At 66.5% G+C, this 24,818-nt stretch carries 22 protein-coding genes; 10 read left to right on the top strand and 12 right to left on the bottom strand.

What is annotated here, in order from left to right:
• Nucleotides 1-234 precede the first annotated feature (234 nt).
• Entirely contained in the window at nt 235-1,305 is a 1,071-nt protein-coding gene (locus tag V6V88_RS12890) for a porin (protein WP_280003459.1), read from the top strand.
• 195 nt (nt 1,306-1,500) lie between these two features.
• Nucleotides 1,501-2,802 carry an alpha/beta hydrolase gene (locus tag V6V88_RS12885; protein WP_280003457.1) on the top strand — a complete coding sequence of 434 codons (1,302 nt, stop codon included), beginning with the start codon at nt 1,501-1,503 and terminating at the stop codon, nt 2,800-2,802.
• A gap of 41 nt (nt 2,803-2,843) precedes the next feature.
• Here V6V88_RS12885 and V6V88_RS12880 read toward each other — a convergent pair whose 3' ends face one another.
• The 7 genes from V6V88_RS12880 to V6V88_RS12850 all read right to left on the bottom strand — a co-directional run bounded on the left by V6V88_RS12880 (nt 2,844) and on the right by V6V88_RS12850 (nt 10,180).
• Nucleotides 2,844-3,650 (bottom strand): putative hydro-lyase, encoded by an 807-nt coding sequence (locus tag V6V88_RS12880; RefSeq protein ID WP_056317425.1) that lies wholly within the window; start codon nt 3,648-3,650, stop codon nt 2,844-2,846.
• Between the two features lie 29 nt (nt 3,651-3,679).
• Nucleotides 3,680-5,029 (bottom strand): amidase, encoded by a 1,350-nt coding sequence (locus V6V88_RS12875; RefSeq protein ID WP_223576501.1) that lies wholly within the window; start codon nt 5,027-5,029, stop codon nt 3,680-3,682.
• Between the two features lie 90 nt (nt 5,030-5,119).
• On the bottom strand, nt 5,120-5,803 hold the full coding sequence (locus tag V6V88_RS12870; protein ID WP_108005641.1) for a DUF2848 domain-containing protein: 684 nt from the start codon (nt 5,801-5,803) through the stop codon (nt 5,120-5,122).
• A gap of 67 nt (nt 5,804-5,870) precedes the next feature.
• Nucleotides 5,871-7,154 carry a TRAP transporter large permease gene (locus V6V88_RS12865; RefSeq protein WP_108005640.1) on the bottom strand — a complete coding sequence of 428 codons (1,284 nt, stop codon included), beginning with the start codon at nt 7,152-7,154 and terminating at the stop codon, nt 5,871-5,873.
• The gene (locus V6V88_RS12860) at nt 7,151-7,771 is read right to left on the bottom strand and encodes a TRAP transporter small permease (protein ID WP_226849232.1); all 621 of its coding nucleotides are present in this window, start codon (nt 7,769-7,771) and stop codon (nt 7,151-7,153) included. Before V6V88_RS12860 ends, V6V88_RS12865 begins: the two co-directional genes overlap by 4 nt.
• 130 nt (nt 7,772-7,901) lie before the next feature.
• Entirely contained in the window at nt 7,902-8,948 is a 1,047-nt protein-coding gene (locus V6V88_RS12855; protein WP_280003452.1) for a TRAP transporter substrate-binding protein, read from the bottom strand.
• A gap of 344 nt (nt 8,949-9,292) precedes the next feature.
• Nucleotides 9,293-10,180 carry a LysR family transcriptional regulator gene (locus tag V6V88_RS12850; protein WP_056317412.1) on the bottom strand — a complete coding sequence of 296 codons (888 nt, stop codon included), beginning with the start codon at nt 10,178-10,180 and terminating at the stop codon, nt 9,293-9,295.
• Nucleotides 10,181-10,273: 93 nt separating this feature from the next.
• On the opposite strand from V6V88_RS12850, the gene V6V88_RS12845 reads away from it, so the two are divergent.
• A complete protein-coding gene (locus V6V88_RS12845) occupies nt 10,274-11,248 on the top strand; it encodes a DMT family transporter (protein WP_223575605.1) in 975 nt (324 codons plus the stop codon).
• A 106-nt stretch (nt 11,249-11,354) separates the two neighbouring features.
• Entirely contained in the window at nt 11,355-12,545 is a 1,191-nt protein-coding gene (gene fabV / locus V6V88_RS12840; RefSeq protein WP_062841166.1) for an enoyl-ACP reductase FabV, read from the top strand.
• Nucleotides 12,546-12,549: 4 nt separating this feature from the next.
• Here fabV and V6V88_RS12835 read toward each other — a convergent pair whose 3' ends face one another.
• A complete protein-coding gene (locus V6V88_RS12835; protein WP_056317404.1) occupies nt 12,550-13,227 on the bottom strand; it encodes an ABC transporter ATP-binding protein in 678 nt (225 codons plus the stop codon).
• On the opposite strand from V6V88_RS12835, the gene V6V88_RS12830 reads away from it, so the two are divergent.
• Entirely contained in the window at nt 13,226-13,873 is a 648-nt protein-coding gene (locus V6V88_RS12830) for an arylesterase (RefSeq protein WP_056317400.1), read from the top strand. The genes V6V88_RS12835 and V6V88_RS12830 overlap by 2 nt on opposite strands.
• 16 nt (nt 13,874-13,889) lie before the next feature.
• On the opposite strand, the gene V6V88_RS12825 is transcribed toward V6V88_RS12830, so the two are convergent.
• Nucleotides 13,890-15,854, bottom strand: a complete 1,965-nt coding sequence (locus V6V88_RS12825) for a SurA N-terminal domain-containing protein (protein ID WP_338619436.1) — start codon at nt 15,852-15,854, stop codon at nt 13,890-13,892.
• A gap of 349 nt (nt 15,855-16,203) precedes the next feature.
• On the opposite strand from V6V88_RS12825, the gene V6V88_RS12820 reads away from it, so the two are divergent.
• The 3 genes from V6V88_RS12820 to rlmJ all read left to right on the top strand — a co-directional run bounded on the left by V6V88_RS12820 (nt 16,204) and on the right by rlmJ (nt 19,212).
• Nucleotides 16,204-17,496: a M20/M25/M40 family metallo-hydrolase gene (locus V6V88_RS12820; RefSeq protein WP_338619434.1), complete on the top strand. Its 1,293-nt coding sequence runs from the start codon at nt 16,204-16,206 to the stop codon at nt 17,494-17,496.
• 62 nt (nt 17,497-17,558) lie between these two features.
• Nucleotides 17,559-18,308, top strand: coding sequence for a glycerophosphodiester phosphodiesterase (ugpQ, locus tag V6V88_RS12815; RefSeq protein WP_062841170.1), 750 nt, complete (start codon nt 17,559-17,561; stop codon nt 18,306-18,308).
• A 13-nt stretch (nt 18,309-18,321) separates the two neighbouring features.
• Nucleotides 18,322-19,212, top strand: a complete 891-nt coding sequence (gene rlmJ, locus V6V88_RS12810; RefSeq protein ID WP_338619432.1) for a 23S rRNA (adenine(2030)-N(6))-methyltransferase RlmJ — start codon at nt 18,322-18,324, stop codon at nt 19,210-19,212.
• A gap of 93 nt (nt 19,213-19,305) precedes the next feature.
• Here rlmJ and V6V88_RS12805 read toward each other — a convergent pair whose 3' ends face one another.
• The 3 genes from V6V88_RS12805 to V6V88_RS12795 all read right to left on the bottom strand — a co-directional run bounded on the left by V6V88_RS12805 (nt 19,306) and on the right by V6V88_RS12795 (nt 21,956).
• Entirely contained in the window at nt 19,306-20,736 is a 1,431-nt protein-coding gene (locus V6V88_RS12805; protein WP_338619431.1) for a dihydrolipoyl dehydrogenase, read from the bottom strand.
• Nucleotides 20,737-20,851: 115 nt separating this feature from the next.
• Nucleotides 20,852-21,580: a glutathione peroxidase gene (locus V6V88_RS12800; protein ID WP_223575609.1), complete on the bottom strand. Its 729-nt coding sequence runs from the start codon at nt 21,578-21,580 to the stop codon at nt 20,852-20,854.
• Between the two features lie 175 nt (nt 21,581-21,755).
• Nucleotides 21,756-21,956: a heavy-metal-associated domain-containing protein gene (locus V6V88_RS12795; RefSeq protein WP_223575610.1), complete on the bottom strand. Its 201-nt coding sequence runs from the start codon at nt 21,954-21,956 to the stop codon at nt 21,756-21,758.
• A 153-nt stretch (nt 21,957-22,109) separates the two neighbouring features.
• Here V6V88_RS12795 and V6V88_RS12790 point away from each other — a divergent pair, with 153 nt between their 5' ends.
• Both V6V88_RS12790 and cueR read left to right on the top strand, forming a co-directional pair.
• Nucleotides 22,110-24,392 (top strand): heavy metal translocating P-type ATPase, encoded by a 2,283-nt coding sequence (locus tag V6V88_RS12790; protein WP_062841173.1) that lies wholly within the window; start codon nt 22,110-22,112, stop codon nt 24,390-24,392.
• Entirely contained in the window at nt 24,389-24,781 is a 393-nt protein-coding gene (gene cueR / locus V6V88_RS12785) for a Cu(I)-responsive transcriptional regulator (RefSeq protein WP_062841174.1), read from the top strand. Before V6V88_RS12790 ends, cueR begins: the two co-directional genes overlap by 4 nt.
• Nucleotides 24,782-24,818 lie beyond the last annotated feature (37 nt).

Below are 24,818 nucleotides of genomic sequence, written 5' to 3'. Positions count from 1 at the left end.
CGGGAAAACGCCGAATCTTTTCGATATTCCGCGCACGTCAACTTACTTAGAATCCCCAGGCGTTCCTGTGCGGCACCGGCAGGACGCAACACTGCAAAGCTGGCTGCTGCTCCGGACCCGCGCCCATTCATGGCGTCGGTGCTGCGGCCAGGCGCCCGGCAATTCGCCGGGCGCGGCAAGCCACGCCACAAGCGCGGCGCAACCATAAATCAGCTACACCTGGAGGAGTCCAACATGAAACGCATCACCCTCTCGCTGGCGACAGCCAGCCTGGGCCTGGCCGCCGGCGCGGCCAACGCGGAAACCAGCGTCACGCTGTACGGCATCGCCGACGTCAGCATCCGCTACCTGAGCACCAGTTCCGGCGCCGTTGGGCAAGACGGCAGCCGCATCAGCATGGAAAACGGCGCCATCTCCAACAGCCGTTGGGGCCTGCGCGGCTCCGAAGACCTGGGCAATGGCAACCGCGCCTTCTTCCGCCTGGAGAACGGCATCAATCTGCAGAACGGCAATGGTTCCGATCCGTCCAAGGCGTTCAGCCGCCTGGCGTACGTTGGCCTGGACGGCGGCAGCATCGGCACGCTGACGCTGGGCCTGCAGAACACGCCCATGTTCGACCTGCTGGCCGACTACTTCGACCCGCTGACCGTCGGCAACTACGAGCAGAACGCCTGGCTGCCCGCCGCCATGTCGCGCGTGCGCACCAACAACATGACCAAGTACGCCAACACGTTCGGCAACCTGTCCGTCGTGGCGTCGTGGGCCAACGGCGAAGACTGGGACGATCGCAAGGCCGGCCAGCAGTACGGCGCCAGCCTGCGCTACACGATCGGCCAGCTCGGCCTGGGCGCGGCCTGGCAGCAGACGTACGCCGCCACCGATTCCGACGAACGCCAGCGCGCCTGGAACCTGAACGCGTCCTACCAATTCGAATCGGCCAAGGTCTTCGCGGGCTACTTCAACGGCCGCGACGAAACCGGCTGGGTCAATGGCGTCATGGGCGGCACCACCACCGCCAGCCTGGACCGCAAGGACAACGGCTACTTCGCCGGCGTGACCTGGCAAGCCACCCCGCGTTGGGCCATCACGGGCGCGGCGTACTACGACCGCAGCGAGAACGTGGTCGTGGAAGGCGACAAGGGCAAACGCTACGCGCTGGTCGCCGTGGCCGAATACTCGCTGTCCAAGCGGTCGCAACTGTACGGCACCGTCGACTGGAACAAGGTCAGCGACGCCGCCAGCGGCGAAATCGCAGGCAAGAGCAACCAGCTTGGCGCAGCCGTGGGGTTCAGGCACATCTTTTAACCCCCGACGTGTCTGACACCCATGTAACGCCGTCTTCCAAGGGTGTCAGACACCCCCCTCCCCCTTGATCGCCGCGTGGACCACGGCGACAATCCCACGCGTGCCTTGCCGTTTTCCGTGGAACGTCCCCGGCCCCGCGCGTTCATCGCCATCCCCCCGCGGCGCCGCTTCCTCACCATGAACCGGGCCCGCCGTATGAGTCTTCTCGATGCCTGCGCGCTTGCCCCGCTTGACCGCCTGCGGCGGACGGCATGGACGGCCATGGCGGTGACGGTCAGCGTGCTGCTGGCGGCCTGTTCATCACCAGTGCAGCTGATGCCCACGCCGGTCAAGTTCACGACCGGTCAGGTCGATCCGTTCGCGCACAAGGCGGCAGCCGACACCACCGCCATTCCCCTGCTGTACGCCACCAACCGCGCCGTCTTTCTCGAATCGCGCCAACCCTTTTATTCGATCTTTCCGAGCGACACGCTGCGCCTGGGCGTGGCCAAGGTGCAGATCGGCGACGGCACATTGGACTGGGACCAGTTGCGCCAATTGTCCACGTCGGACAGCCAGCGCGGCCGGCCCGTACTCAGCCTGGAGCGCATGGAAGAGCTGGTTGCGCTAGGCCCGCAAAGCGACGCGGAAAGCTCGCCCGAGGCGCAGGCTTACTTCGCGCTCATCAACGACGCCTTGGCTGTCAGCCGGCACCGCGACCTGATCGTCTACGTGCATGGCTTCAATAACGCCGTATGGCGCGGCACCGCGCAGGCCGCGCAGTTCCATCACTTCACGGGACGGCAGGCCGTCGTGCTGGTGTTTCTGTGGCCTTCGGCGGCCAGCCTGCTTGCCTATGCCACGGACGTGCGCGCGGCGCGGCAGTCCGTGCCCGCGTTTGCCCGTCTGATCGAGCTGCTTGCACGCAACACAAATGCCGAGCACATCAACGTGCTTGCCTTCAGCGCCGGTGCGCGCATTGCCAGTGAAGGACTCGCGACGCTGGCCCAGCCGAAGAACGGCGAAACCCGCGAGGCGCTGCGGGCACGCTTGCGGCTGGGGCAGATCTATTTCGCGGCCCCGGATGAAGACACGTACCGCTTCGTCACCGACCTGCGCCAATACATCGACCTGACCGAACGCGTCAGCCTGGGCGCCAACCTGGACGACCGTGCCCTGCGATTTGCGGCGCGCCACCAGCGCGCGTCCCGCGCGGGCCGGCCCAGCGCCGACGACCTGACCGAGGAGCAGGTCCAGTTCATCAACGCCGCCTCGCAGCAGTTGAACTTCGACATGATCTGGGTGGATCCCCGCGCGATTCCCGACCTGAACCGCCGCGCGCACAGTTTCTGGTTCGGCAACGCCTGGGTCAGCAGCGACGTGCTGATGCAGTTCCTGTGGCACAAAGCCCCGGCCGAACGCGGCCTGCAAGAGGGCTATACGCAGCAAGGAATGCGGTTCTGGACGTTTCCGCCCGATTACGACCAGCGCGTCAAAGCCTTGATGCTCACGCGCTGAAGGAGGGACGGCCGGTATCGGACCCCTGCGACCGGCTCGGATCAGAACACCGCCATGCGGCTGTTGATCAGGTCGGTGACCAGCATGTGCCCGGGCGCATGCGTGATGCAGAACTCGGGGCGCACCGCCGCGACCACGGACTGCGGCGTCACGCCGCAGGCCCAGAAGACCGGCATCTCGCCCGGCCGGATCTCGACGGGATCGCCGTAATCGGGGCTGCCGATATCCGCGATGCCGATCAGCGCGGGGTCGCCGATGTGCACGGGCGCGCCATGCACCGACGGGAACCGCGACGTGACCTGAATGGCACGGATGGCGTCGGCGGCTTTCAAGGGCCGCATCGACACCACCAGCGGACCGCCGAATACGCCTGCGGGCTGCGTCGCGATGTTGGTGCGGTACATGGGCACATTGCTGCCCTGCTCGATGTGGCGCACGGGCAAGCCGTTGTCCAGCATCGCCTCTTCGAACGAGAACGAGCAGCCGATGAGGAACGACACGAGATCGTCGCGCCACAGGTCGCGCACGTCCGTCGGCTCGGCCACCAGCTCGCCGTCCTTCCAGACCCGGTATCGCGGAATGTCGGTGCGGATGTCGATGTCCGCGCCCAGCTCCGGCAACGCGGGGTCGCCGGGCTCGGACATCGCCAGCAAGGGGCAAGGTTTAGGGTTGCGCTGGCAAAAATGCAGGAAGTCCGCCGCCAGGGCGCGCGGCAGGATCGCCAGGTTGGCCTGCACGTGTCCCGGCGCCAGATTCGCCGTGGGGCCCGTCAGGCGTCCGCTGCGGGCGTCCAGCCGCGCCTGGCGCGCAAGCGCCAGGCTGGTTCTAACGTTATCTACGTCAGGCATGCATTCTCTCGATGCGAAAAGATTGCCGGTCAGCGGCCGGCGAACAGGTCTTCCACGGACAAGCCGATGCCCAGGACGCGGCGGTCCGCGCCATTGCTGGCAGAGATCATCAGGCCCACGGGCGCGGTGCCCGGTGCGTGGCACGGCAGGGACAGCGCGCAGCCATCCAGGAAGTTGATGAGGGTGGGATTGCGCAGGATGAGGCCATTGGCGGCGTAGTAAGCCTCGTCGGAGGCCTGCAGGTCCGCCACCGGCGGCGCCACGATGGGCGTGGTGGGCATGATGAGCGCGTCGTAACCGGCGATACGGTGGTCCACCGCCGCGACCCAGGCCTCGCGCGCATCGAGCAGCGCGATGTAATCGGCCGCGGACATGTCCTGCCCGCGCATGATCCGCGACACCACGCGCGGATCGTAACGCTTGCCCGCACGCGCGATCAGGTCCTGGTGCCAGGCCCAGGCCTCGGCGGCCGTGAAGCCGCCCTTGCTGTTGATGGAAGCCAGCGCGGCGAACTCCGGAATCTCGATCCGGTCGACCAAGGCCCCGGCCGCTTCCAGGCGTTGCACGGCCGCCGCAAAGGTGTCCGACACGTGCTTGTCCATGGCATCCAGCGCCAAGGTCGTCGGGATGGCCAGGCGCAGGCCGCGCACCGGCAGCGCCTGCGGCAACGGCCCCGCATCGCCCGACAAAATGGCGTCCAGCTCAGCGCAGCAACGGACGCTGGCGGCGATGGGACCGATGGAGTCCAGGTTTGCCGACAACGGCAGCACGCCTTGCATGGACACGCGCCACGCGCTGGGCTTGAAGCCGGTCAGGCCGCACAGCGCGGCGGGGATGCGCACGGAACCGCCCGTGTCCGATCCGATCCCGGCAACGGCCATGCCGTCGGCAACCGAAACGGCAGCCCCGGACGACGAGCCGCCCGGAATGCGGCCGGTGGCGCGGTCATACGGATTGAGCGGCGTGCCGTAGTGCGGATTGATGCCCAGGCCCGAGTACGCGAACTCCGTCATGTTGGTGCGGCCGATGATGACGGCGCCGGCTGCGATCAAACGCTGCACGACCTCGGCACTCTCTTCGGCGGCGGGCTCGCCTTCGCGCGCCACGGAACCGGCCATCGTGGTTTCGCCCTGGACGTCGAACAGGTCCTTGATGCTGATGGGCAGCCCCTCGATTGCGGACCGGACGATGCCGGCCGCGCGCAGCGTGTCGGACGCGCGCGCCTGCGCCAGCGCGGACTCGGCATAAAGCTTGGTGAACGCGCGGGCGCCCTCGCCCGCCGGATCCTGCGCGCGCGCCAGTGCGGCTTCGGTCAACGCGACGGAGGTGCTGCGGCCCTCGCGCAGGGCCGTGGTCAGATCATTCAAGGTCGAAACCATCATTGTCCTAATGCCGCCTGGCGGCGTAAATGTTCGGACGGGCGCCTTCGCAGGGAATGCGCCCGGGTTCAATGCCCGGCAAGCTGGCGATCAGGCCACCACGGGCAGCGACTCGACATGATAGCGGTGGCGCAGCGTGCGGTTCAGGCGCGGATCGTGCAGCTCCATCGTGAAGTCGGCGGCCGGGCGGATGCCGCCAATGGCAGCGACGGTGCCGCAGGTCATGCCCGCGCCTTCCGGCAGGACGGCGCCGCCGCCCGTGTAGCCGGCAATCAGATCCTGGGGCGTGCGCAGGGTGGACAGCGGGCCTTCCTGATACAGCACCTGCTCGCCGTTTTCCACGATGTAGGCACGGATGATGAGTTCGTCCCAGTGCCCTGCCACGTCCGCCAGCCGCCAGGCATGCGCGCCCACAGGCTTGACGCAGACCTGCTTGGACATCGCGACGCTGACGGTCTCCAGCTTGCGGTCGGTGTGGTCGGACGCGATGCTGACGTACATCTCGCCATCGACCGCGAACACAAAGGTCTCGACTTCGCCCGACGATTCCTCGCCCAGCGCCTGCACGTTGGATGCCTGCGTGAGCTGGTTTTCCGCGATGCGGTAGTACAGCGGGACGCTGCTGGGCCGCGGCACGCCGATGGCGGCCAGCTCTTCGATGTGATGCTCGATGGCGGCCATGTCGCGACCGGCCCACCCGGCCACGATCACGCTGTTGAAGGTCACTTCCACCTGGCGGGGATTGGCGTCGTCGATCTGGAATACGGCTTTCATATCAGTCCTGCGAATAAGGGGATGGGGAATGGCGCGGCCGCTGGGCCGCGCCGGTATCAAGGGCGCATCAACCGAAGGCGCGCGGCAGCCACAGGGCGAGGTCAGGCCAGAAGGCCAGCAGCGCCAGCATCACGAACATGGCGGCCACGAACGGCAAGCTGCCGACAATGACCGCGCTCATGGCGCCGCTTTTGCGCAGGCTTTGCACCACGAACAGGTTCAACCCGACGGGCGGCGTGATGAGCGCGGCCTCAACCAGGATGATGATCACGATGCCGAGCCAGATCGGGTCGTAACCCAGCGCGATCATGATGGGCGCCACGATGGGGATGGTCGTGATCATCATGGACAGCGTTTCCATGAAGCAGCCCAGCACCAGGTAGAAGATCACCACGATCAGCAGCATCCAGCCGGGCGACAGGCCCAGTCCGGTGATGGACTTGGTCAGCGCGTCGGTCAAACCGGTGGCGGACATGATGAAGTTCAGGAAGCTGGCGGCGATGACGATCAGCATGATCATCGCGGTGGACCGCATCGTGCCCTCCAGCACCTCGCGCAGCATCGACCACGTCAGGCGGCGGAACCACGCTGCCAGGATGAAGGCGCCCAGCACGCCCAGCGCGGCCGCCTCGGTTGGCGTCGCCAGGCCGGCGTAGATCGATCCGACCACCAGGAAGAAGATGCCGAGCGGCGGGGCCAGGTGCACCAGGCTGGCGATGCGTTCGCCCCAGGTCGCGCGGATTTTCTTGCCGCCCCACGAGGGCTTGGCCACGCAGGCGATCACGACCGTCAGCATGAAGAGCGCCGCCATGGCGAAGCCCGGAATGATGCCGGCCAGGTACAGCTTGGGCACCGACGAATTGGTCAGCACGCCATAGATGACCAGGTTGATCGACGGCGGGATCAGGATGCCCAGCGTGCCGCCCGCGGCAAGGCTGCCCAGGAACAGCGGCTCGTTGTAGCCGTACTTGCGGATCTGCGGAATGGCGACAGTACCCACGGTGGCGGCCGTTGCCACGCTGGAGCCGGAGGTTGCCGAGAACAGGGTCGAGGCGCCAATGTTGGCGTGCATCAACCCGCCCGGCAGCCACGACAGCCACAGGCTCATCGCGCTGTACATGCGTTCGGCAAAGCCCGCGCGCAGCAGCACCTCGCCCAGCATGATGAAAAGCGGAATCGCGACCAGCAGGAACTCGTTGTTCGAACTCCACGAAATTTCGCCGATCGCCCGCGTCAGCGGCAGCATCGAAAACATCGGGTCCAGGATCAAGCCCAGCACCCCCAGGGCTGCGCCCACGGGGATCGACAGGCCGATCAGGACCAGCAGCAGTGTCAAGGCGGTGGCAATCATGCGGCTTCTCCCTTCACCATGCGCTCGCCAGCGGCGGCTTCTTCTTCAGCCTCTTCCTGCGCCGAACGCACGCCGCAGATCTGCTTGACCAGTTCGATGTCGCCCGTGACCAGCGCGGCCGACGCGCGCGCCAGCATCAGCGCGACCGTGATGCACATCCAACCCAGGCCCAGCAACCACAGGCCTTGCGGTATCCAAAGCGGCGTGGCGAGCGGCGTGTTGGCTGCCGACTTCTGGGTCCACGAGGTCACCACCACGTCGTAGGCGTAATACGTGAGGAACACCATGAAGACGGCCAGCGCCACCATGGAGATCCAGTCCAGCACCGCCGACAGGCGCACCGGCAGAAATTGATAAAGCACGTCGACGCGCACGTTCGCGCGTTGCAGCGTGGCAAAGGCCAGCGCCCAGGATGTGCTGATGGCAAAGGCGTAGCTGGACAACTCGTCCGCGCCCCCGGTCGTGAAGCCCAGGAATTTGCGGGCCAGCACGTCGAACGAGATCAGCAGCACGCTAGCCACCGTCAGGGCGCCGCCGGCCCACACGGCCGCGCGGGAGAAGCTCTCGGCGCGCCGCAACAGGCCGCCGAGCAGGCGGAAGTGTTCGGTTTGTGTCATGAAGGGAACCTCTGGTGGCTCGACCCGGCGTCGCGGGCGGCCACCGCCGACCCGAATGCAGGGTCACGGTTGCCGCGCGCCGCACAGGCCGGAATTGGCGCCGGCCCCAAAGGCCGGCGCCTTCTGGCGCTTACTTGCTGGCGGTCAGGTTCAGCGTCTTGCCGACGGTGGCGTTCCAGTCCTTGACGCACTGCGCCGAGCAGCGGGCGGCCCACTTGGGCAGGACGGCCTCTTGCGCCACCTTCTTGAGCAGCGCCTGATCGGCCTCGGACGGCTGCACCAGGACCATCTTGCCCTTGACCGGGAACGGGCATGCGGCCGCGCCGGTGTTGCAGTCATAGCCTTCCTGCGTCTGGCGGGCGGCGGCATCCCAGATGTTGTCGACCAGCGTCGTGATCTGGGCTTGCAAGAACGTGCGGACCTTCGGATCCAGCTTGTCCCAGGCCTTCTGGTTGACGGCGTGGATCTGCTGGTTCCAGTTGATCGGCAGCGCGACCAGGTGGGTGGACACTTCGTACCACTTGGCCGAGTAACCCGACAGCGAACCCGTGATGGCGCAATCGACAACCTTGTTCTGCAGCGCGGGAACGACTTCGCCGAAGGCCATCGTCACGCTCGAGCCGCCCAGCGCCTCGACGAACTCGGCCGTGGTGCGGCTGCTGGTGCGGACCTTCTTGCCCTTGATGTCCGCCAGGCCCTTGATCTCGGCATTGCAGAACAGCACTTGCGCGGGATACGTGGAGATGCCCAGCAGCTTGACGTTGTTGCCTTCGCCGTAAAGCTTGGCGTAGACCGGTTCGAAAGCTTGGGTGACGGCGCGAGCGGTCTTGACGTCGGGCGCCAGGCCAGCCAGGTCGATGGCCTCGTTGATCGGATTGTCGCTGGCAAAGTAAGACAGCGTGGCGGTGCCGAATTCGATCACGCCCTGCGACATCAGGCGCAGCAGCTCGGGCCCTTTCAAGCCCATTTCGTTGAAGCCCTTGATCTCCGCCGTGACCTGCCCCTTGGACTGCTCGGGAATGGTCTTGGTCCAGAACGGCTTTTCGTAGTCGTTGTAGGCGGTGAGGTTCGACAGGCCACCCACGATCTTCAGATGGGTCTTGGGCAGGTCCTGGGCCTGGACGGCGCCGGCCAGCAAGCTGACGGCGACGGCGGCAAAAACAAGAGACTTCTTCATGGAAAAACTCCTGGCTGGCGGGATCGTCTGTCGCGCGCGGGATCCCGTTGTCCTGGTCGCGCGCCGGTAGGAATCGGTGGTCAAGGATGGATATATCCAGGCCCTACGTCGTTATGAGCGCCATTGCATCGCCAGGGGCGGCAAGCGTCCAATCGTATGTTCCGATGTGGGGGTATAAATTTTTCTTGGGTCTCGCGGCGCCAAGCAATGCCATTTGCCGCAAACGACGCATTGGCGCGGCCTTGCGGGCATCGGGCACGTACGGCGAGAGACTTGGCGGGCATGTCGCGGGCAACCAGGCAACGCCGCTGGCTCGGGAAAACACCTACGGCTGTTTTGCCCGCTCAGGCCTGCGCGGCGACCTTTTGCGCCATCTGCGCAATGACGCGCACGGCATGACTGTCGGGGCCCTGCACCCATGTGGCGGTAAAGCTCAGCTCAGGCAGCGGGTCGGCCTGCACCTGCAGGATCCGCAATTCGCCGCGGGCCAGCTCCTTGCCCAGGAACACAGGCGCGATGACGCTGGTGCCGATCGCGTCCTGCGTCATGCGGACCACCATGGACATTGAAGCGCTGCCGTACATGCGCGGCGAGGTCACGCCGGCCCGGGTCAGCATGTCGCGCACCACGCGGTAAGGCGAGCTGTTGGAGGGATACGTGATGATCGGCAGCTTGCCGATCGTGGCCAGCGTCAAGGGCTCCGGCCCCAGATCCAGCAGCGGGCTGGCCACCCACGCCAACGGATACGTGCAGAGCGGCAGGTTCTCCACGCGCGCCTCCAGCACCGGCCCCATCAAGAAGGCCAGATCGATCTGGCGCGACATCAGGTGCGAACGCAGCACGTGCGTGGTGTCCACTTCGATCTCCAGCACGAGCGCCGGATAAGTCGCATGGATCAGTTCGATGAGCGCGGGCAGCCAGGTCTGCACAATGGTCTCGGCCACGCCGATCCGCACGGTGCCGGACATGACGTTCTGCTCGCGCGCAGCCTCGAACATGTCGCGCCGCACCTGCAGCATGCGTTCGGCATGCGACAGGAGTTCGTGCCCTTTGGCGGTCAGCTTGACCCCGCGCGCGTCGCGCTCGAACAGCTTGACGCCCAGATCCGCCTCAAGCGAAGCAATGCGCTGCGAGACGGCGGGCTGCGTGGTGTTGAGCTTGTCCGATGCGGCCCGGAAGCTGCCCAGTGTGGCGACCCAAAAAAAAGTTTCGACGTTGCGTAGTTCTATCATTGGCCTTTTCCCCCGGCGGGATGAGCGTATCATGTCAGCCGCTCATCGCCCCAAAGGCGCCATGCCCTGTGTACGCTGAAAGGAGTACCCGCCATGTCCCCGGCCGATAACGGTCGCCCGCGCTCCGGCGCGTCCACCGCGCGCGGCCCGATGATCGGCGTGCTGCTGCTCGTGCTGTCGATGTGGACCCTGTCGTGCCTGGACGCGAGCGGAAAATGGGTCATGAACGCGGGCGTGCCCCTGCTGGTGCTGTCGTGGGTCCGTTACGCCATCCATCTGGTGCTCGTCCTGGCGCTGGTGCTGCCCGCGCGCGGCGTGCGGGTGCTGCGCAGCACCAAGCCGCGCGAACAGCTCATCCGCGGCGGCTCGATGTTCCTGGCCACGCTGATGTTCTTCACGACCCTCAGCTACATCCCCCAGGCCGAAGCCACCTCGATCAATTTCCTGGCGCCGCTGCTCGTGCTGTCGCTGGCGCCCTGGATCCTTAAGGAACCGGCGCGCATGTCGCGCTTCGTCGCCGCCGGCATCGCCTTCGTCGGCGTCCTGATCGTCATCCGCCCCGGCGGCGGCCTGCACCCGGTGGGCACGATCTTCGGCCTGCTGACCGCCTGTTGCTTTACCGCGCAATTCATCGCCACGCGCCGCGTGGCCGGCGACGATCCGTTCACCTCGCTGATCTGGAGCGGCGCCGTGGGCACGATCTGCCTGACGCTCGCTTTGCCCTTCATCCTTCCGCCCGCCCTGCCCGTGCTCCAGGCCTTGTCGGCGTTCGACTGGATCGTGCTGATCTCGACCGGCATCACCGGCTGCGTGGGCCACCTGTTCCAGATTGCCGCCTACCGCCGCGCCCCGGCCTCCACGCTGGCGCCATTCATCTACCTGCAGATCATCAGCGCCACGTCGGTCGGCTGGCTGGTGTGGGGGCATTTTCCCGACCCGCTCACCTGGCTGGGCATTGCGATCATCTGCGCCAGCGGCGTGGGCATCGGCATGATCGAATGGCGGCGCAGCCGCGCGCTGGGCGCCGCGCTGGCCCAGGCGGCCGCCGGAACGACGGCCCGGCGCTGAGCGGCGGCGCTGTCCCCGTCACCGGCCGGCCGCCTCCCGTACAATGCGCTTCGCCTGATGCCCGATCCGGCATCTGCCCCTGGCGTATCCCCAACAAGAGGCTCCCATGATCATCAAGCCCCGCGTGCGCGGTTTCATCTGCGTCACCACCCATCCTGCCGGCTGCGAAGCCAACGTGAAGCAACAGATCGACTACGTGAAGGCGCAAGGACCGGTGCCCGGGGGACCGAAGCGCGTGCTGGTCCTGGGCGCGTCGACGGGATACGGCCTGGCCGCGCGCATCAGCGCGGCCTTCGCCTGTGGCGCGCAGACGCTGGGCGTATTCTTTGAGCGGCCGGGCGACGCCGGCAAGGCGGGCACGCCGGGCTGGTACAACAGCGCCGCGTTCCACAAGTTCGCCCAAGCCGAGGGGCTGTACGCCAAGAGCATCAACGGCGACGCGTTTTCCGATGAGATCAAGCAGCGCACCATCGACGCCATCAAGGCAGACATGGGCCAGGTCGACCAGGTCATCTACAGCCTGGCCGCGCCGCGCCGCACGCACCCGAAGACGGGGCAGGTCCACACCTCCACGCTCAAGCCCATCGGCAAGTCCGTGACCTTGCGCGGCCTGGACACCGACAAGGAACTCATCAAGGACGGCGTGCTGGAGCCGGCCTCGCAAGACGAGATTGACGCCACCGTCGCCGTGATGGGCGGGGAAGACTGGCAGATGTGGATCGATGCGCTGCTGCAAGCCGGGGTGCTGGCCGAAGGCGCCACCACCACCGCGTTCACCTATCTGGGCGAAAAGATCACGCACGACGTCTATTGGAACGGGTCCATCGGCGCGGCCAAGAAAGACCTGGACCAGCGCGTGCTGGACATCCGCGCCAAGCTGGCCGCGCGCGGCGGCGATGCCCGCGTGTCGGTGCTCAAGGCCGTGGTGACGCAGGCCAGTTCGGCGATCCCCATGATGCCGCTGTACCTGTCGCTGCTCTTTAAGGTCATGAAGGAAGACGGCACGCACGAAGGCTGCATCGAACAGGTGTATGGACTGTATCGCGACAGCCTGTGCGGCCCTTCCCCCATCCTGGACGACGAGGGCCGGTTGCGCGCCGACTACAAGGAACTGGATCCCAAGGTTCAGGCGCGGGTGCAGGCGCTATGGGATCAGGTCGACACGGCCAGCCTGTATACGCTGACCGATTTTGCCGGCTACAAGCGCGACTTCCTGCGGCTGTTCGGCTTTGAAATCGACGGCGTCGATTACGACGCAGACGTCGATCCGGTGGTGCCGATCCGCGAACTGGCCTAGCGCCTCAATCAGCCGGCACCATGCGGCCGGCCGCCAGCACCAGTTGCCGCCCGCAGCGCGCCGCCAGTTGCGGGTCATGCGTGACCAGCACGAGCGTCGTGCCTTGTTCGCGGTGCAGGTCGAACATCAGGTCGATGACCGTCACGCCAGTGGCGGCATCCAGGCTGCCGGTGGGTTCGTCGGCGAACAGCAGGTCCGGCTGCACCACGAAGGCCCGGGCCAGCGACACCCGTTGCTGCTCGCCGCCCGACAGCGTGCGCGGATAGTGGTGCAGGCGCGCGCCCAGCCCGACGCGCTCCAGCATGGCCTGCGCGGCCTCGCGCGCGGACTGGCCCGCCAATTCCAGCGGCAACATCACGTTTTCCAGTGCGGTCAGATTGGGCAGCAGCTGGAACGACTGGAACACGAAGCCCACATGATTGGCCCGCAGGCGCGCGCGGCCGTCCTCGTCCAAGGCAAACAGGTCCTGCCCCGCAAGGTGTACGCTGCCCGCACTGGGAACATCCAGGCCGGCCAGCAGTCCCAGCAGAGTCGACTTGCCCGAACCGGAACTGCCGGTGATGGCCACGGCACTGCCCGCGGCGACCGTAAAATCGATTCCTTCCAGGATAGAAAGCGACCCGCCGGCATCGGCCACCCGCTTGCCCAGCCCTTTCACCACGATTGAGTTATTGCTATCCATGCGCCTATTTTCCCGTCTGCTTCTCGTGACTGCCTTTGCGACCGCCGCGGCGGCGCCCGCCCACGCTCAGACCGCCGCCGCGGCCCAGGGTTCCTCGCCGCGCACCGTACTGGTGGTGGGCGACAGCCTGTCGGCCGAGTATGGCATCAAGCGCGGCACCGGCTGGGTGCCCCTGCTGTCCGAAAGGGTTTCCGAACAATACCCGAAGTTCAAGGTCGTCAATGCCAGCATCAGCGGCGACACGACTAGCGGCGGCGTGGCCCGCCTGCCCGCGCTGCTGCGCCAGCACGCCCCCGCCGTCGTCGTGCTGGAGCTGGGCGCCAATGACGCGCTGCGCGGTCTGCCCCTGAACATGACCGAGCAGAACCTGCGAACGATGGCTCAGGCGGCCCGCAAGGCCGATGCCGACGTGCTGATCGTCGGAATGCAGATCCCGCCGAACTATGGCCGGGATTACGCGCAACGCTTTGCCGCGGTGTTCAGCAAGGTCGCCAAAGACGAAAACGCCCGGCTCGTGCCCTTCCTGATGGAAGGTATCGCAACGAACCGGGCGATGTTCCAGGCTGACGGCATCCATCCGAACGAGGATGCCCAGCCTCAATTGCTCGACAACGTTTGGCCGACGCTGCGGCCCCTGTTGAACTGAGCGTTGCCTGCGGCGATCAGCCCGCGGCCTGGGCCTGATCGCCGCGAATGACGTCGGCGGCGGCCGGCAGCACATTCACCTTGTACTGCTCGCGCAGCATGCGGATCATGGCTTCGTTTTCGGCCTGGCCCCAGGCGCCCGACAGTTGTTGCGCCAGGCGCTCCTTGTCGGCGGCTTCGGTCTGGCCCGCTTCCACCTTTTCCAGACGAACCAGCGTGTAATCCACGCCGGACTGCACGCCCGTGAAGGCCGGCAGCGCGGCCGACGGCAGGCGCATCACGGCATCCAGCACCGGGCGCGACAGATCCTGCGGATTCTGGCGCGACACCGTGACGGCGGGACCAAAGCCTTCAGGCGCCCCGGCAGGATTGGCCTTGTTGGCGGCCAGCGCAGCCTCGCCTGCCTTCTTGGCGGCTTCGGCCGAGCGCTCGTCCAGCAGCTTGGCGCGGATGACGTCGCTGACCTTGTCCAGCGGCGGCACGTGTGCCGGCTCGACAGCGGCGACGCGCACGGCCAGCATCGTGTCGGGGGCAAGTTCGATCACGCCGGAGTTCTGCTTTTCACGCAGCACGTCGGGCGAGAACAGCACCTGGCGCACGCGCGGGTTGTCCAGCAGCGCGGCGTCCGGGCTGTCGGCGGCGGAACCCGGGCCGGCCTTCGCGGCGGGCAGCAGACCTTCGCGGGTCACGCCGGAGGCGGTGCGCAGCTTAAGGCCCACGGCGTCGGCAGCCGGTTGCAGGCTGTCGCGCTGGTCGTAGACCTGCTTGTTCAGCTGGCTGGCCATTTCCGAGAAGCGTTGCGCGGCGATCTGCTTGCGGACTTCGGCGGTGATCTGGTCCTTGACCTCGGCCAGCGGCTTGATGGCAGCCGGGCTGATTTCCGTGACCTTCAGGATGTGAAGGCCAAACGGGCTTTCGACCACGCCGGACACCTGATTGGCGGCAAGGCCGAAGATGGCCTTGTCCAACGGGCCCGCCTGCGAACCCGGCGCGATCCAGCCCAGGTCGCCGCCCTTGGCGGCCGAACCCGAATCCTGCGAGTACTTGGCGGCCAGTTCAGCGAACTTGCTGGGGTCGGCGGCGGCTTGCTTGGCAATGTCTTCGGCCTTGGCACGTGCAGCCTTGCGGGCATCTTCGGAGCCGCCGGACGGCAGTTCGATGAAGATGTGGCTGGCGCGGCGGCGCTCGGGCTGGCCAAAGCGGTTCTTGTTCTGTTCGTAGTACGCAGCCAGGTCTTCGTCCTTGACCTGCACGCCCTGCGTGGCGGCCGCTTCGTCCAGCACCAGGTATTGGACCTGCACCTGTTCCGGCACCTGCAGCTGCTGCTTGTTGGCGTCGTACCAGGCCTGGATGTCGGCCGGGGTGACGGTGACCTGCGAACGGAAGTCGGCTGCCGAGAAATTGCGCAACTGCACCGTGCGCGTCTGCGTCAGCGCCGACTCCAGCGCGGCCACCACTTCGGCCGGCGCGCGGGCCGATTGGCCCACGGGCTCGAGCACCCGGGCGATGGCCAGGTCACGGCGCAGGCCGGCTTCGAACGAGGTCGGCGACATGCCCTGCGCGGCCAGCACCTGGCGATAGCGCTCGGGCGAGAAACGGCCGTTGTCCTGGACTTCCGGGATGGCGGCGATCGTGTTGCGCAGGGTCTCGTCGGACACCGAGAAACGGTTGTCGGCGGCCACATTGGCAAGCAGACGCTGGTTGATGAGCTGGTTCAGCAGGCCTTCACGCAACGCGGGCGTGTCGATCACGGCCGGGTCGAACTGCGTGCCCAGGCGCTGGCGGAACTGGTCGAGCTGGTTGCGGTGCGCCTGGTCGAACTCGGCGCGGGAAATCGGCTGGCCAGCCACCGTCGCGAGCTCGGGCTCCCGGTTCATGAAGCTGTCATAGCCTTGAATCCCGACCAGGAAGAAGGAAGGCACGATCAAGATCAGCAGGATGAACTGCATCCAGCGCCGATGGCTGCGAATAAATTCGAACATGGAATCCCTGTTGCCGCGCTCCGGGATGGATGCCCGGGGCCGCACGAAAACGCATAAAAAAAGGCGAAGTGGATTCGCCCCTATTCCCATACCGGTTATTACCGGGATCAGCGGGCGGATTTTACCATTTCTCATTCATTACGGAGGCCCGCGGTTCTCCCGCCCCGCGACGGCCATGGCGGCGGCTGCTCCGTCCCCGCCCGTCTCGCCCCCGTCAACCCGGGAAACCCCCATTACCCGCCCCGCCGGGCGCTCGTATTGTGGGCTGGGGCTGTCCCGCCAATCGGGCCCCAACTGCCAGGCCGGCGCAAGGCCGGTCTCCCACCCGCGCGCTAAAAGGGCACTCACGATGCCATTCATGCCTTCCCGCCTGACTTTTCTGAAATCCTGCGTCGCCCTGGCGTTCCTGGGCTGCGCCCAGGCCGCGCAGGCCGCTCCCGTCGCCGAGGTGCTGGACGCGGCCAAGGGCCAGCAGCAGGCGGTGCTGGACACGATGCGCGATCTGGTGAACATCGAGTCGGGCAGCAAGGACGTCGAGGGCGTCGAACGCATCGCTGGACTGATCCGTGACCGGCTTCAAGCGCTGGGCGGCACCGTGGAGATCATCGCGCCGACGGATGTCTTCCGGCTGGACGACACGCCTGACAAGGTCGGTCCGATGGTCCACGCCCAGTTCAAGGGCAGCGGCAGCAAGAAGATCATGCTGATCGCCCATATGGATACCGTGTACCGCAACGGCATGCTGAAGGATCAGCCCTTCCGGATCGACGGCGACAAGGCCTACGGCCTGGGCATCGCCGACGACAAGCACGGCGTGGCGGCCATCCTGCACACCATCGCCCTGCTCAAGACACTGAAGTTTTCCGACTACGGCACCCTGACCGTGCTGATCAACGGGGACGAGGAGATCAGCTCGCCGGGGGCTCGCAGCACCATCACCCGTCTGGGCGCCGAGCAGGATGCCGTCTTTTCGTTCGAGGGCGGCGGCATGGAGCCGCGCCTGACGCTGGCCACCAGCGGCATCGGGGCGGCGTATCTGACGGTGCAAGGCAAGACCTCGCATGCAGGCGCGCGGCCAGAGGGCGGCGTCAATGCGCTCTATGAGCTGTCCCATCAACTGCTGCAGCTGGACGACCTGTCCAAGCCCGACGAGGGACTGAAACTGAACTGGACGGTCGCCCAGGCCGGCACCAACCGCAACGTCATTCCTGGCCTGGCAACCGCGCAGGGCGACGCCCGCGCCCTGCGCGTGTCGGATTTCGACGCGCTGGCGCGCACGCTGGAGGAACGGGTCCAGAAAAAGCTGCTGCCCGAGTCCAAGGTCAGCGTCAAATTCGAAGTCCGCCGGCCGCCGCTGGAAGCGACGGCCGCATCGCGCGCGCTTGCCCAGCACGGCGTGAAGATCTACCAGGAACTGGACCTGCCGCTGAAAGTGGTGGACCGCGCCAGCGGCGGTGGCACGGACGCCGCCTTTGCGGCGCTCAAGGCCCGCGGCCCCGTCATCGAGGGCATGGGGCTGAGCGGCTTCGGCGCGCATTCGAATGACGCCGAGTATGTCCTGATCGGCAGCATCGTGCCGCGCCTGTATCTGGCCACGCGCATGATCATGGACGTCTCCGAGGACAAGTCGCCGCTGAAGTAGGTGCGGGCCAAGACAAGGTATCCTTGCAACCTGTCCCAAAAGAACCCCGAAGCAGCACCGAAATGACCGCAACCCTTCCCTCCTGGCCCTACTCCCGTTACATCGCGCACCGCGGCGGCGGCCGCCTGGCCCCGGAGAACACGCTGGCCGCCATGCGCGTGGGCGCCGAAAACGGCTTCACCATGTTCGAATACGACGTGAAGCTCAGCCGCGACAACGTGCCGGTGCTGATGCACGACGACGACGTCGACCGCACCTCCAACGGCACCGGCCCCGCGGCCGCCAAGACGTTCGCCGAGCTGGCCCAGCTGGACTTCGGCAGCTGGCATTCGCCCGCCTACGCGGGCGAACCGCTGCCCACCTTTGCCGCCGTCGCGCGCTACACGCTGGCCAACGGCATTGCCAGCAACGTCGAGATCAAGCCCTGCCCCGGCCGCGAGGCCGAGACCGGCCGCGCCGTCGCCCTGGCGGCCCGCCAATGGTGGCAAGGCGCCGAGACGGCGCCGCTGCTGTCCTCGTTTGCCGAGGAAGCCTTGCAAGCCGCCCTTGAGGCCGCGCCCGAACTGCCGCGCGCGCTGCTTGTGGAAAAGGTGCCGGCCGACTGGCGTGAACGGCTTGCCAAGTACCAGTGCGTCGCCCTGAACATCAACCAGAAGGACGCCACCCGCGAACTGATCGACGCCGTGCACGCCGCCGGCTACCGCATCGCGGCCTGGACCGTCAATGACCCCGAGCGCGCGCGCCTGCTGCTCGATTGGGGCATCGACGGCATTTTCACCGACGAGCTGGCCGCCATCCGGCCCGCCGCCTGAGGCAGACAGCCCCGTGTTCAGCTACCGCCACGCCTTTCACGCCGGCAACCACGCCGACGTGCTCAAGCACGCCATCCTGGTCCACACCCTGGACTACTTCAACAAGAAAGACGCTCCGTATTGGGTCGTCGACACCCACGCGGGCGCCGGCCTTTACAGCCTGGACAGCGACTGGGCCGCCAAGACGTCCGAGTTTGCGGACGGCATCGGCCGCCTGTGGGAAGCCCAGGACCTGCCGCCACTGCTGGCCGATTACGTTGCGCGCATCCGCGACTACAACACCAACGGCCGGCTGCGCCGTTACCCGGGATCGCCCTGGCTGGCGCTGGACGCGCTGCGTCCGTCCGACCGCCTGCGCCTGTTCGAGATGCACCCCACCGAAATCGACACGCTGGTCGGCAACCTGGAACACCAGGGCCGCGCCGCGCAGCGCCAGACCACCATCTATGGCGACGATGGCTTCGAAGGCGTCAAGGCGCTGCTGCCGCCGCCCACGCGGCGCGGCCTGGTGCTGATCGATCCCTCGTATGAAGACAAGCACGACTACCGCCGCACGCTCGTCACGGTCAAAGAGTGCATCAAGCGCTTTGCCACCGGCACGTATGCCATCTGGTATCCGCTGGTGCAACGCCGCGAAGCCAGCGAAATGGCGCGCCACTTCGAGAACCTGAAGGTCAAGAGCTGGCTTCACGCCACGCTGACGGTCAAGAAGGCAACCATCGACGGCTATGGCCTGCACGGCAGCGGCATGTTCCTGATCAATCCGCCCTGGACGCTGCACGACGCGCTGAAACAGGCCATGCCGTACCTGGCGCGCGAACTGGCGCAGGACGAGCGGGCTGGCTTCACGTTGCAGTACCGCGAGAACCCGTTCCCCGTTCCCAAAAAGCAATCGGACGACTGACGGGCCGCCCGCTTGCGGCATTGCGATCGCACAGACGGCACAAGGGCCGCGCCATCATGGCGCGGCCCTTTTTACTTGCGGGCTTGCGGCGGTTCAGACCGTTTCGACGTTGGCATCGCGCAAGGCTTCCTGCGCCAGCGCCAGCTTCGAAGCCGCATCGCGCAGCGCGGTGCGAAGGCCTTCCTCGATCACGGGATGGTAGAACGGCATTTCCAGCATGCGCGCCACCGTGAGCTCTTGCTGCACGGCCCACGCCAACAGGTGACCGATGTGTTCCGCGCTGGGGCCGATCATTTCGGCGCCCAGGAAACGGCCCGTTTCGATGTCGGCATACACGTGCAGCATGCCGCGGTTCTTGAGCATCACGCGCGAACGGCCCTGGTCGCTGAAATCGACCGCGCCGATGACGAACGTGCCCGGCACCAGCTTCGCATGGCCCGCGCCCACCAGCGCGATCTGCGGATCCGAGAACACCACGCCCAGCGGCGCACGCCGCAGGCCCTGGCGCACATCGGGAAAGCGCGCCGCGTTTTCGCCGGCGATGCGGCCCTCGTCGGCGGCCTCGTGCAGCAACGGCGCGTCGGCGTTGGCGTCGCCCGCGATGAATATCGGCGAGCTGCCGGCCTGCATCGTCAACCGGTCGAACTGCGGCACGCCCTGCGCATTCAGCGCCAGCGACGTGTTTTCAAGGCCCAAGCCATCGACGTTGGGGCGGCGGCCCGTGGCGACCAGCGCGTAGTCGAAGCGCTCGGTGCGCTCGCTGTTGTCCAGCGCCACGTAACGCACTTCGACTTCGTCGCCGACGCGGGTCGTTTCCAGGACGCGGGCGTCCGTGTCCAGGTAGAACTCGCGTTGGAAGATCTTGCGCGCGGTCTGGCGCACCTGCGGATCGCTGATGCCGCCCAGGCTGCCGCTCATGCCGAAGACCCGAACTTCCACCCCAAGACGGGCGAGCGCCTGCCCCAGTTCCAGCCCGATCACGCCGGGGCCGAAAACCGCGACGCGGTTCGGCAGATCGTCCCACGCAAACACGTCATCGTTGACGACGAGCCGGTCGCCCAGTGCGCGAAACGGCGGCGGCACCGACGGGCGCGAGCCGGTGGCGATCACCACGCGCGAGGCCTGGATTTCGGTATGGTCGTCCACCCGCAGCACCGTGTCGGACACGAACTTCGCGTAGCCGCGTACCTTGTCCTCGGCGGGAATGTTCTCGACGCCATCGACCACGAAGCCCACGAAACGGTCACGTTCGCGCTTGACGCGGTCCATGACCTCGGCGCCGTGAACCGTGATCTCTCCGCCGACATGCACACCGAAAGCTTCCGTGTGCGCCGCCGCATGCGCGGCCTCGGCGGCGGCGATCAAGAGCTTTGACGGCATGCAGCCCACGCGGGCGCACGTCGTGCCGTATGGGCCGCCTTCGATGAGCAGCGCGCGCTTGCCCGCTGCCTTGGCGGCGCGATAGGCAGCCAAGCCTGCGGTGCCGGCGCCGATGACGGCAATGTCGGTGTGCAGCGTCTTCATGATTGGGAACCCCCTGTGATGCAAGTTTTTCAGTGTCGAGCAAAGCGCGGCGACGTGCGCCGCGCTTTGCGCCGGGAGGGGGGTACGCCCCCTGCCCGGCCCCATCGCCAGGTGATCAGGCGAGGTGCGCCTTCAGGTCTTCCAGGCCGCCGATGAGGGCGCCGTTGATGAACACCTGGGGCGCCGTGCCCTTGCCCGACACCGCGCCGATCACACGGCCGCGGACCTTGTTTTCGAGGGGGATCTCGATCGGGGCGTAGCCCTTGCTGTCCAGCAGCGCCTTGGCTTCGACGCAGAACGGGCAGCCCGGCTTGGAGAACACGACCACCTGGTCCGGCTTCTTGGCCGACGGCGCGACGTGAGCCAGCATGGTGTCGGCGTCCGAGACTTCAAACGGGTCGCCTTCCTTTTCCGGCTCGATGAACATCTTTTCGACGACACCGTCCTTGACCAGCATGGAATAGCGCCAGCTGCGCTTGCCAAAGCCCAGGTCGCTCTTGTCGACGAGCATGCCCATGCCTTCGGTGAAGGCGCCGTTGCCGTCGGGCAGCAGCGTGATGTTGGCCGATTCCTGATCCTTGGCCCATTCGTTCATGACGAAGGTGTCGTTGACCGAAACGCAGACGATGCTGTCCACGCCCGAGGCAAAGAACGCGGGGGCCAGTTCGTTGTACCGCGGCAGGTGGGTGGACGAGCAGGTCGGCGTGAACGCGCCGGGAAGCGAGAAAACCACGACCGTCTTGTTCTTGAACAGGTCGTCGGTCGTGACCTTCTTCCACGTGTTGTCCTCACGAACGGGGAACGTCACATTGGGAACACGTTGGCCTTCGCGGTTTTGCAGCATTCGAATTTCTCCTTGGTAGCTAAATAAATTGGCGGTTTCGATCCGCCATGAGAAGAATCATAAATCTGAGCTATCAAACAATCCAATTTAATTAATTCAATTGATTGATAGTTATAGACAATGATTGCACCTCCAAAGAAATACGAAAACTATCACAAAGACGCGTTGGATCGCGTCAAACTCGCGCGGGCTCGTACCCGGCGTCGCGGATGGCCGTCTCAACCTTGTCAGACTGGTCGGTTCCTGTGATCGTTACGCGATGCGCGGGCAGGTCGACGGCGACAACGGCGCCCGGGACGGCTTGGTTGACGGCGCTGGTGATCGTCTTGACGCAATGGCCGCAGGTCATGTCAGGCACTTGGAAAGCGATGGTCATGGTTTTTCTCCGGAAGGTTCAAAGGTGGCGCACGGCCACCATGACGGGCAGGTTAAACGTTCCCATTATGGCAAGGTCAAGCGTAGAATGGCGCTTGACCTTGCCATGATGGGAAGGATGAAACTGAGTGCTCCCATTCAGACAGAGACAGCCATGCGCGCAGCAAACCCACCCCCCATCTCCGAATTGGAACTTGCCATTGAAGGCATGACCTGCGCATCTTGCGTCAAGCGCGTGGAAAAAGCCCTGACGAATGTCCCCGGGGTTGCGCAGGCGCAAGTCAACCTCGCCACCGAGCGCGCGCGGGTCTCATTCGACCCCGCTGCTGCCCAGCCGCAAGCGCTGGTCGCCGCCGTGGAGAAGATGGGTTACGAGGCCCATCCCATCGCCGCGCAGGACGACCACGCCGAGCGGCAGTCGCAGGCCCGCGACGCCGAGGCGCACCGCCTGCAGCAGGCGTTCTTCGTGGCGCTCGCGCTGACGCTGCCGGTGTTCGCGCTGGAGATGGGATCGCACCTGGTTCCCGCCATGCATCATTGGGTGCTCGGCACGATCGGCCAGCAGAACAGCTGGCTGCTTCAATTCGTGCTGACCACCGCCGTGCTGGTGTGGCCAGGCAGGCAGTTTTTTACCAAGGGGCTGGTCGCGCTGTGGCGCCGCGCGCCCGAAATGAATTCGCTGGTGGCGCTGGGCGCCGGCGCCGCGTGGGGCTATTCGGTCGTCGCCACGTTTGCGCCCGGCCTGCTGCCGCAGGCCGCCCGCAACGTGTACTTCGAGGCGGCCGCCGTCATCGTCACGCTCATCCTTCTGGGCCGCATGCTCGAAGCGCGCGCCAAGGGCAAGACCGGCGCGGCCATCAAGCGGCTGATCGGCCTGCAGCCGCGCACCGCACGCGTGCTGCGCGACGGCCAGGCGCAGGATATTGCGATCGAGCGCGTGCGCACCGGCGACATCGTGATGGTGCGGCCCGGCGAGAAAATTCCGCTGGACGGCGACATCGTCGAAGGCAATTCCTACGTCGACGAGTCCATGTTGACGGGCGAGCCCGTGCCAGTCGAAAAGCGGCCCGGGATGCAGGCAACGGGCGGCACGCTGAACACCGCGGGCAGTTTCACCTTGCGCGTCACGCACACGGGTGCAGACACCATGCTGGCCCGGATCATCCGCATGGTCGAAGCAGCCCAGGGCGCGCGCCTGCCGATCCAGGCGATGGTGGACCAGGTGACCGCCTGGTTCGTCCCGGCGGTCATGGCGGCCGCCCTGCTCACCTTCCTGGTCTGGTTCTTCCTGGGACCGGAGCCCGCGCTCTCGCACGCGCTGGTCAATGCGGTCGCCGTGCTGATCATCGCCTGCCCGTGCGCCATGGGTCTGGCGACGCCCACCTCCATCATGGTGGGCACGGGCCGCGCGGCCGAGATGGGCGTCCTGTTCCGCCAGGGCGACGCCTTGCAGACATTGCGCGACGTCGATGTGGTGGCCTTCGACAAGACCGGCACCCTCACGCTGGGCAAGCCCACGCTGACCGAACTGGAACCCGCGCCGGGCCATGACGCCCAGCAGGTCTTGCAGTGGGTGGCATCCGTGCAGGCGCGCTCCGAGCATCCGATCGCGCTGGCCATCGTGGCGGCCGCCGCCGAACGCAAGCTGGAACTGCTCCCCGCCGAGGGCTTTGCGGCGATCACTGGCGCGGGCGTGGAGGCTACCGTGGCGGACCGCAAGGTGCTGGCGGGAGCGGCGCGCCTGATGGCCGAACGCGGCATCGATGTCAGCGCGTTCGGCGCACGCGCCACGGATTGGGGCAACGAAGGCAAGACGCCGATTTACGTCGCCATCGACGGTCAGGCAGCCGCCATGATGGCCGTGACAGATCCGGTCAAGCCATCGGCGGTGTCCGCGATTGCCGCGCTGCATGCGCAAGGCCTGAAGACCGCCATGATTACCGGCGACAACCGCCACACCGCACAGGCGGTCGCGCGCCAGCTTGGCATCGACGAAGTTCGCGCCGAGGTCCTGCCCGACGGCAAGGTGCAGGCGATTGCGGCGCTGCGCGAGGGTGGGCGCAAGGTGGCGTTCGTGGGCGATGGCATCAACGATGCGCCGGCGCTGGCCGCGGCCGATACCGGCATTGCGATCGGCACGGGCACGGATGTGGCGATCGAGGCGGCGTCCGTGGTGCTGATGGCCGATGACCTGCACGGCGTGCCGAACGCCATCGCGCTCAGCCGCGCCACGCTGGCCAATATCCGGCAGAACCTGTTCTGGGCATTTGCCTACAACGCGGCGCTGATCCCGCTGGCCGCGGGCGCCCTGTACCCGGCTTTCGGGCTGTCGCTCTCGCCCATCTTTGCGGCGGGCGCGATGGCGCTGTCCAGCGTATTCGTCCTGGGCAATGCGCTGCGTCTGAAGGCCTTCCGCCCCCGCTGGAGGCAAGCATGAACATCGGACAAGCCGCCAAGCAGTCCGGCATTTCGGCCAAGATGATCCGCTACTACGAGAGCATCGGCCTGATCGGACCCGCGGTGCGCACGGACTCGGGCTATCGCGTCTACAGCGACCAGGACCTGAACACGCTGCGCTTCGTGCGCCGCGCACGCGACCTGGGGTTTTCGGTGGAGCAGATGAACGAATTGCTGGCGCTCTGGAAGGATCGCAGCCGGGCAAGCGCGGATGTGAAGCGCATTGCGCTTGAACACGTGGACGAACTGGAGCGCAAGGCCGAGTCCCTGCGGGAGATGGCGGCCACGCTCAAGCATCTGGCGCAGCACTGCCACGGGGACGAGCGGCCCGATTGCCCCATCCTGGAGAACCTGGGCTGCTCGCACTGATGATGCCAGGCGGCGGGGCGTTACCCGCCGCCGCGCC

This window comes from Achromobacter sp. E1 (assembly GCF_037039475.1).
Classification (GTDB): domain Bacteria; phylum Pseudomonadota; class Gammaproteobacteria; order Burkholderiales; family Burkholderiaceae_B; genus Achromobacter; species Achromobacter mucicolens.
Note: the sequence above shows the minus strand (reverse complement) of the source record. Positions and strands in the feature narration are given on the sequence as shown.

Coding starts and splice junctions, on each gene's coding strand:
- V6V88_RS12890 (WP_280003459.1), top strand. CDS start 235: ATGAAACGCATCACCCTCTCGCTGGCGACAGCCAGCCTGGGCCTGGCC.
- V6V88_RS12885 (WP_280003457.1), top strand. CDS start 1,501: ATGAGTCTTCTCGATGCCTGCGCGCTTGCCCCGCTTGACCGCCTGCGG.
- V6V88_RS12880 (WP_056317425.1), bottom strand. CDS start 3,650: ATGCCTGACGTAGATAACGTTAGAACCAGCCTGGCGCTTGCGCGCCAG.
- V6V88_RS12875 (WP_223576501.1), bottom strand. CDS start 5,029: ATGGTTTCGACCTTGAATGATCTGACCACGGCCCTGCGCGAGGGCCGC.
- V6V88_RS12870 (WP_108005641.1), bottom strand. CDS start 5,803: ATGAAAGCCGTATTCCAGATCGACGACGCCAATCCCCGCCAGGTGGAA.
- V6V88_RS12865 (WP_108005640.1), bottom strand. CDS start 7,154: ATGATTGCCACCGCCTTGACACTGCTGCTGGTCCTGATCGGCCTGTCG.
- V6V88_RS12860 (WP_226849232.1), bottom strand. CDS start 7,771: ATGACACAAACCGAACACTTCCGCCTGCTCGGCGGCCTGTTGCGGCGC.
- V6V88_RS12855 (WP_280003452.1), bottom strand. CDS start 8,948: ATGAAGAAGTCTCTTGTTTTTGCCGCCGTCGCCGTCAGCTTGCTGGCC.
- V6V88_RS12850 (WP_056317412.1), bottom strand. CDS start 10,180: ATGATAGAACTACGCAACGTCGAAACTTTTTTTTGGGTCGCCACACTG.
- V6V88_RS12845 (WP_223575605.1), top strand. CDS start 10,274: ATGTCCCCGGCCGATAACGGTCGCCCGCGCTCCGGCGCGTCCACCGCG.
- fabV (WP_062841166.1), top strand. CDS start 11,355: ATGATCATCAAGCCCCGCGTGCGCGGTTTCATCTGCGTCACCACCCAT.
- V6V88_RS12830 (WP_056317400.1), top strand. CDS start 13,226: ATGCGCCTATTTTCCCGTCTGCTTCTCGTGACTGCCTTTGCGACCGCC.
- V6V88_RS12835 (WP_056317404.1), bottom strand. CDS start 13,227: ATGGATAGCAATAACTCAATCGTGGTGAAAGGGCTGGGCAAGCGGGTG.
- V6V88_RS12825 (WP_338619436.1), bottom strand. CDS start 15,854: ATGTTCGAATTTATTCGCAGCCATCGGCGCTGGATGCAGTTCATCCTG.
- V6V88_RS12820 (WP_338619434.1), top strand. CDS start 16,204: ATGCCATTCATGCCTTCCCGCCTGACTTTTCTGAAATCCTGCGTCGCC.
- ugpQ (WP_062841170.1), top strand. CDS start 17,559: ATGACCGCAACCCTTCCCTCCTGGCCCTACTCCCGTTACATCGCGCAC.
- V6V88_RS12805 (WP_338619431.1), bottom strand. CDS start 20,736: ATGAAGACGCTGCACACCGACATTGCCGTCATCGGCGCCGGCACCGCA.
- V6V88_RS12800 (WP_223575609.1), bottom strand. CDS start 21,580: ATGCTGCAAAACCGCGAAGGCCAACGTGTTCCCAATGTGACGTTCCCC.
- V6V88_RS12795 (WP_223575610.1), bottom strand. CDS start 21,956: ATGACCATCGCTTTCCAAGTGCCTGACATGACCTGCGGCCATTGCGTC.
- V6V88_RS12790 (WP_062841173.1), top strand. CDS start 22,110: ATGCGCGCAGCAAACCCACCCCCCATCTCCGAATTGGAACTTGCCATT.
- cueR (WP_062841174.1), top strand. CDS start 24,389: ATGAACATCGGACAAGCCGCCAAGCAGTCCGGCATTTCGGCCAAGATG.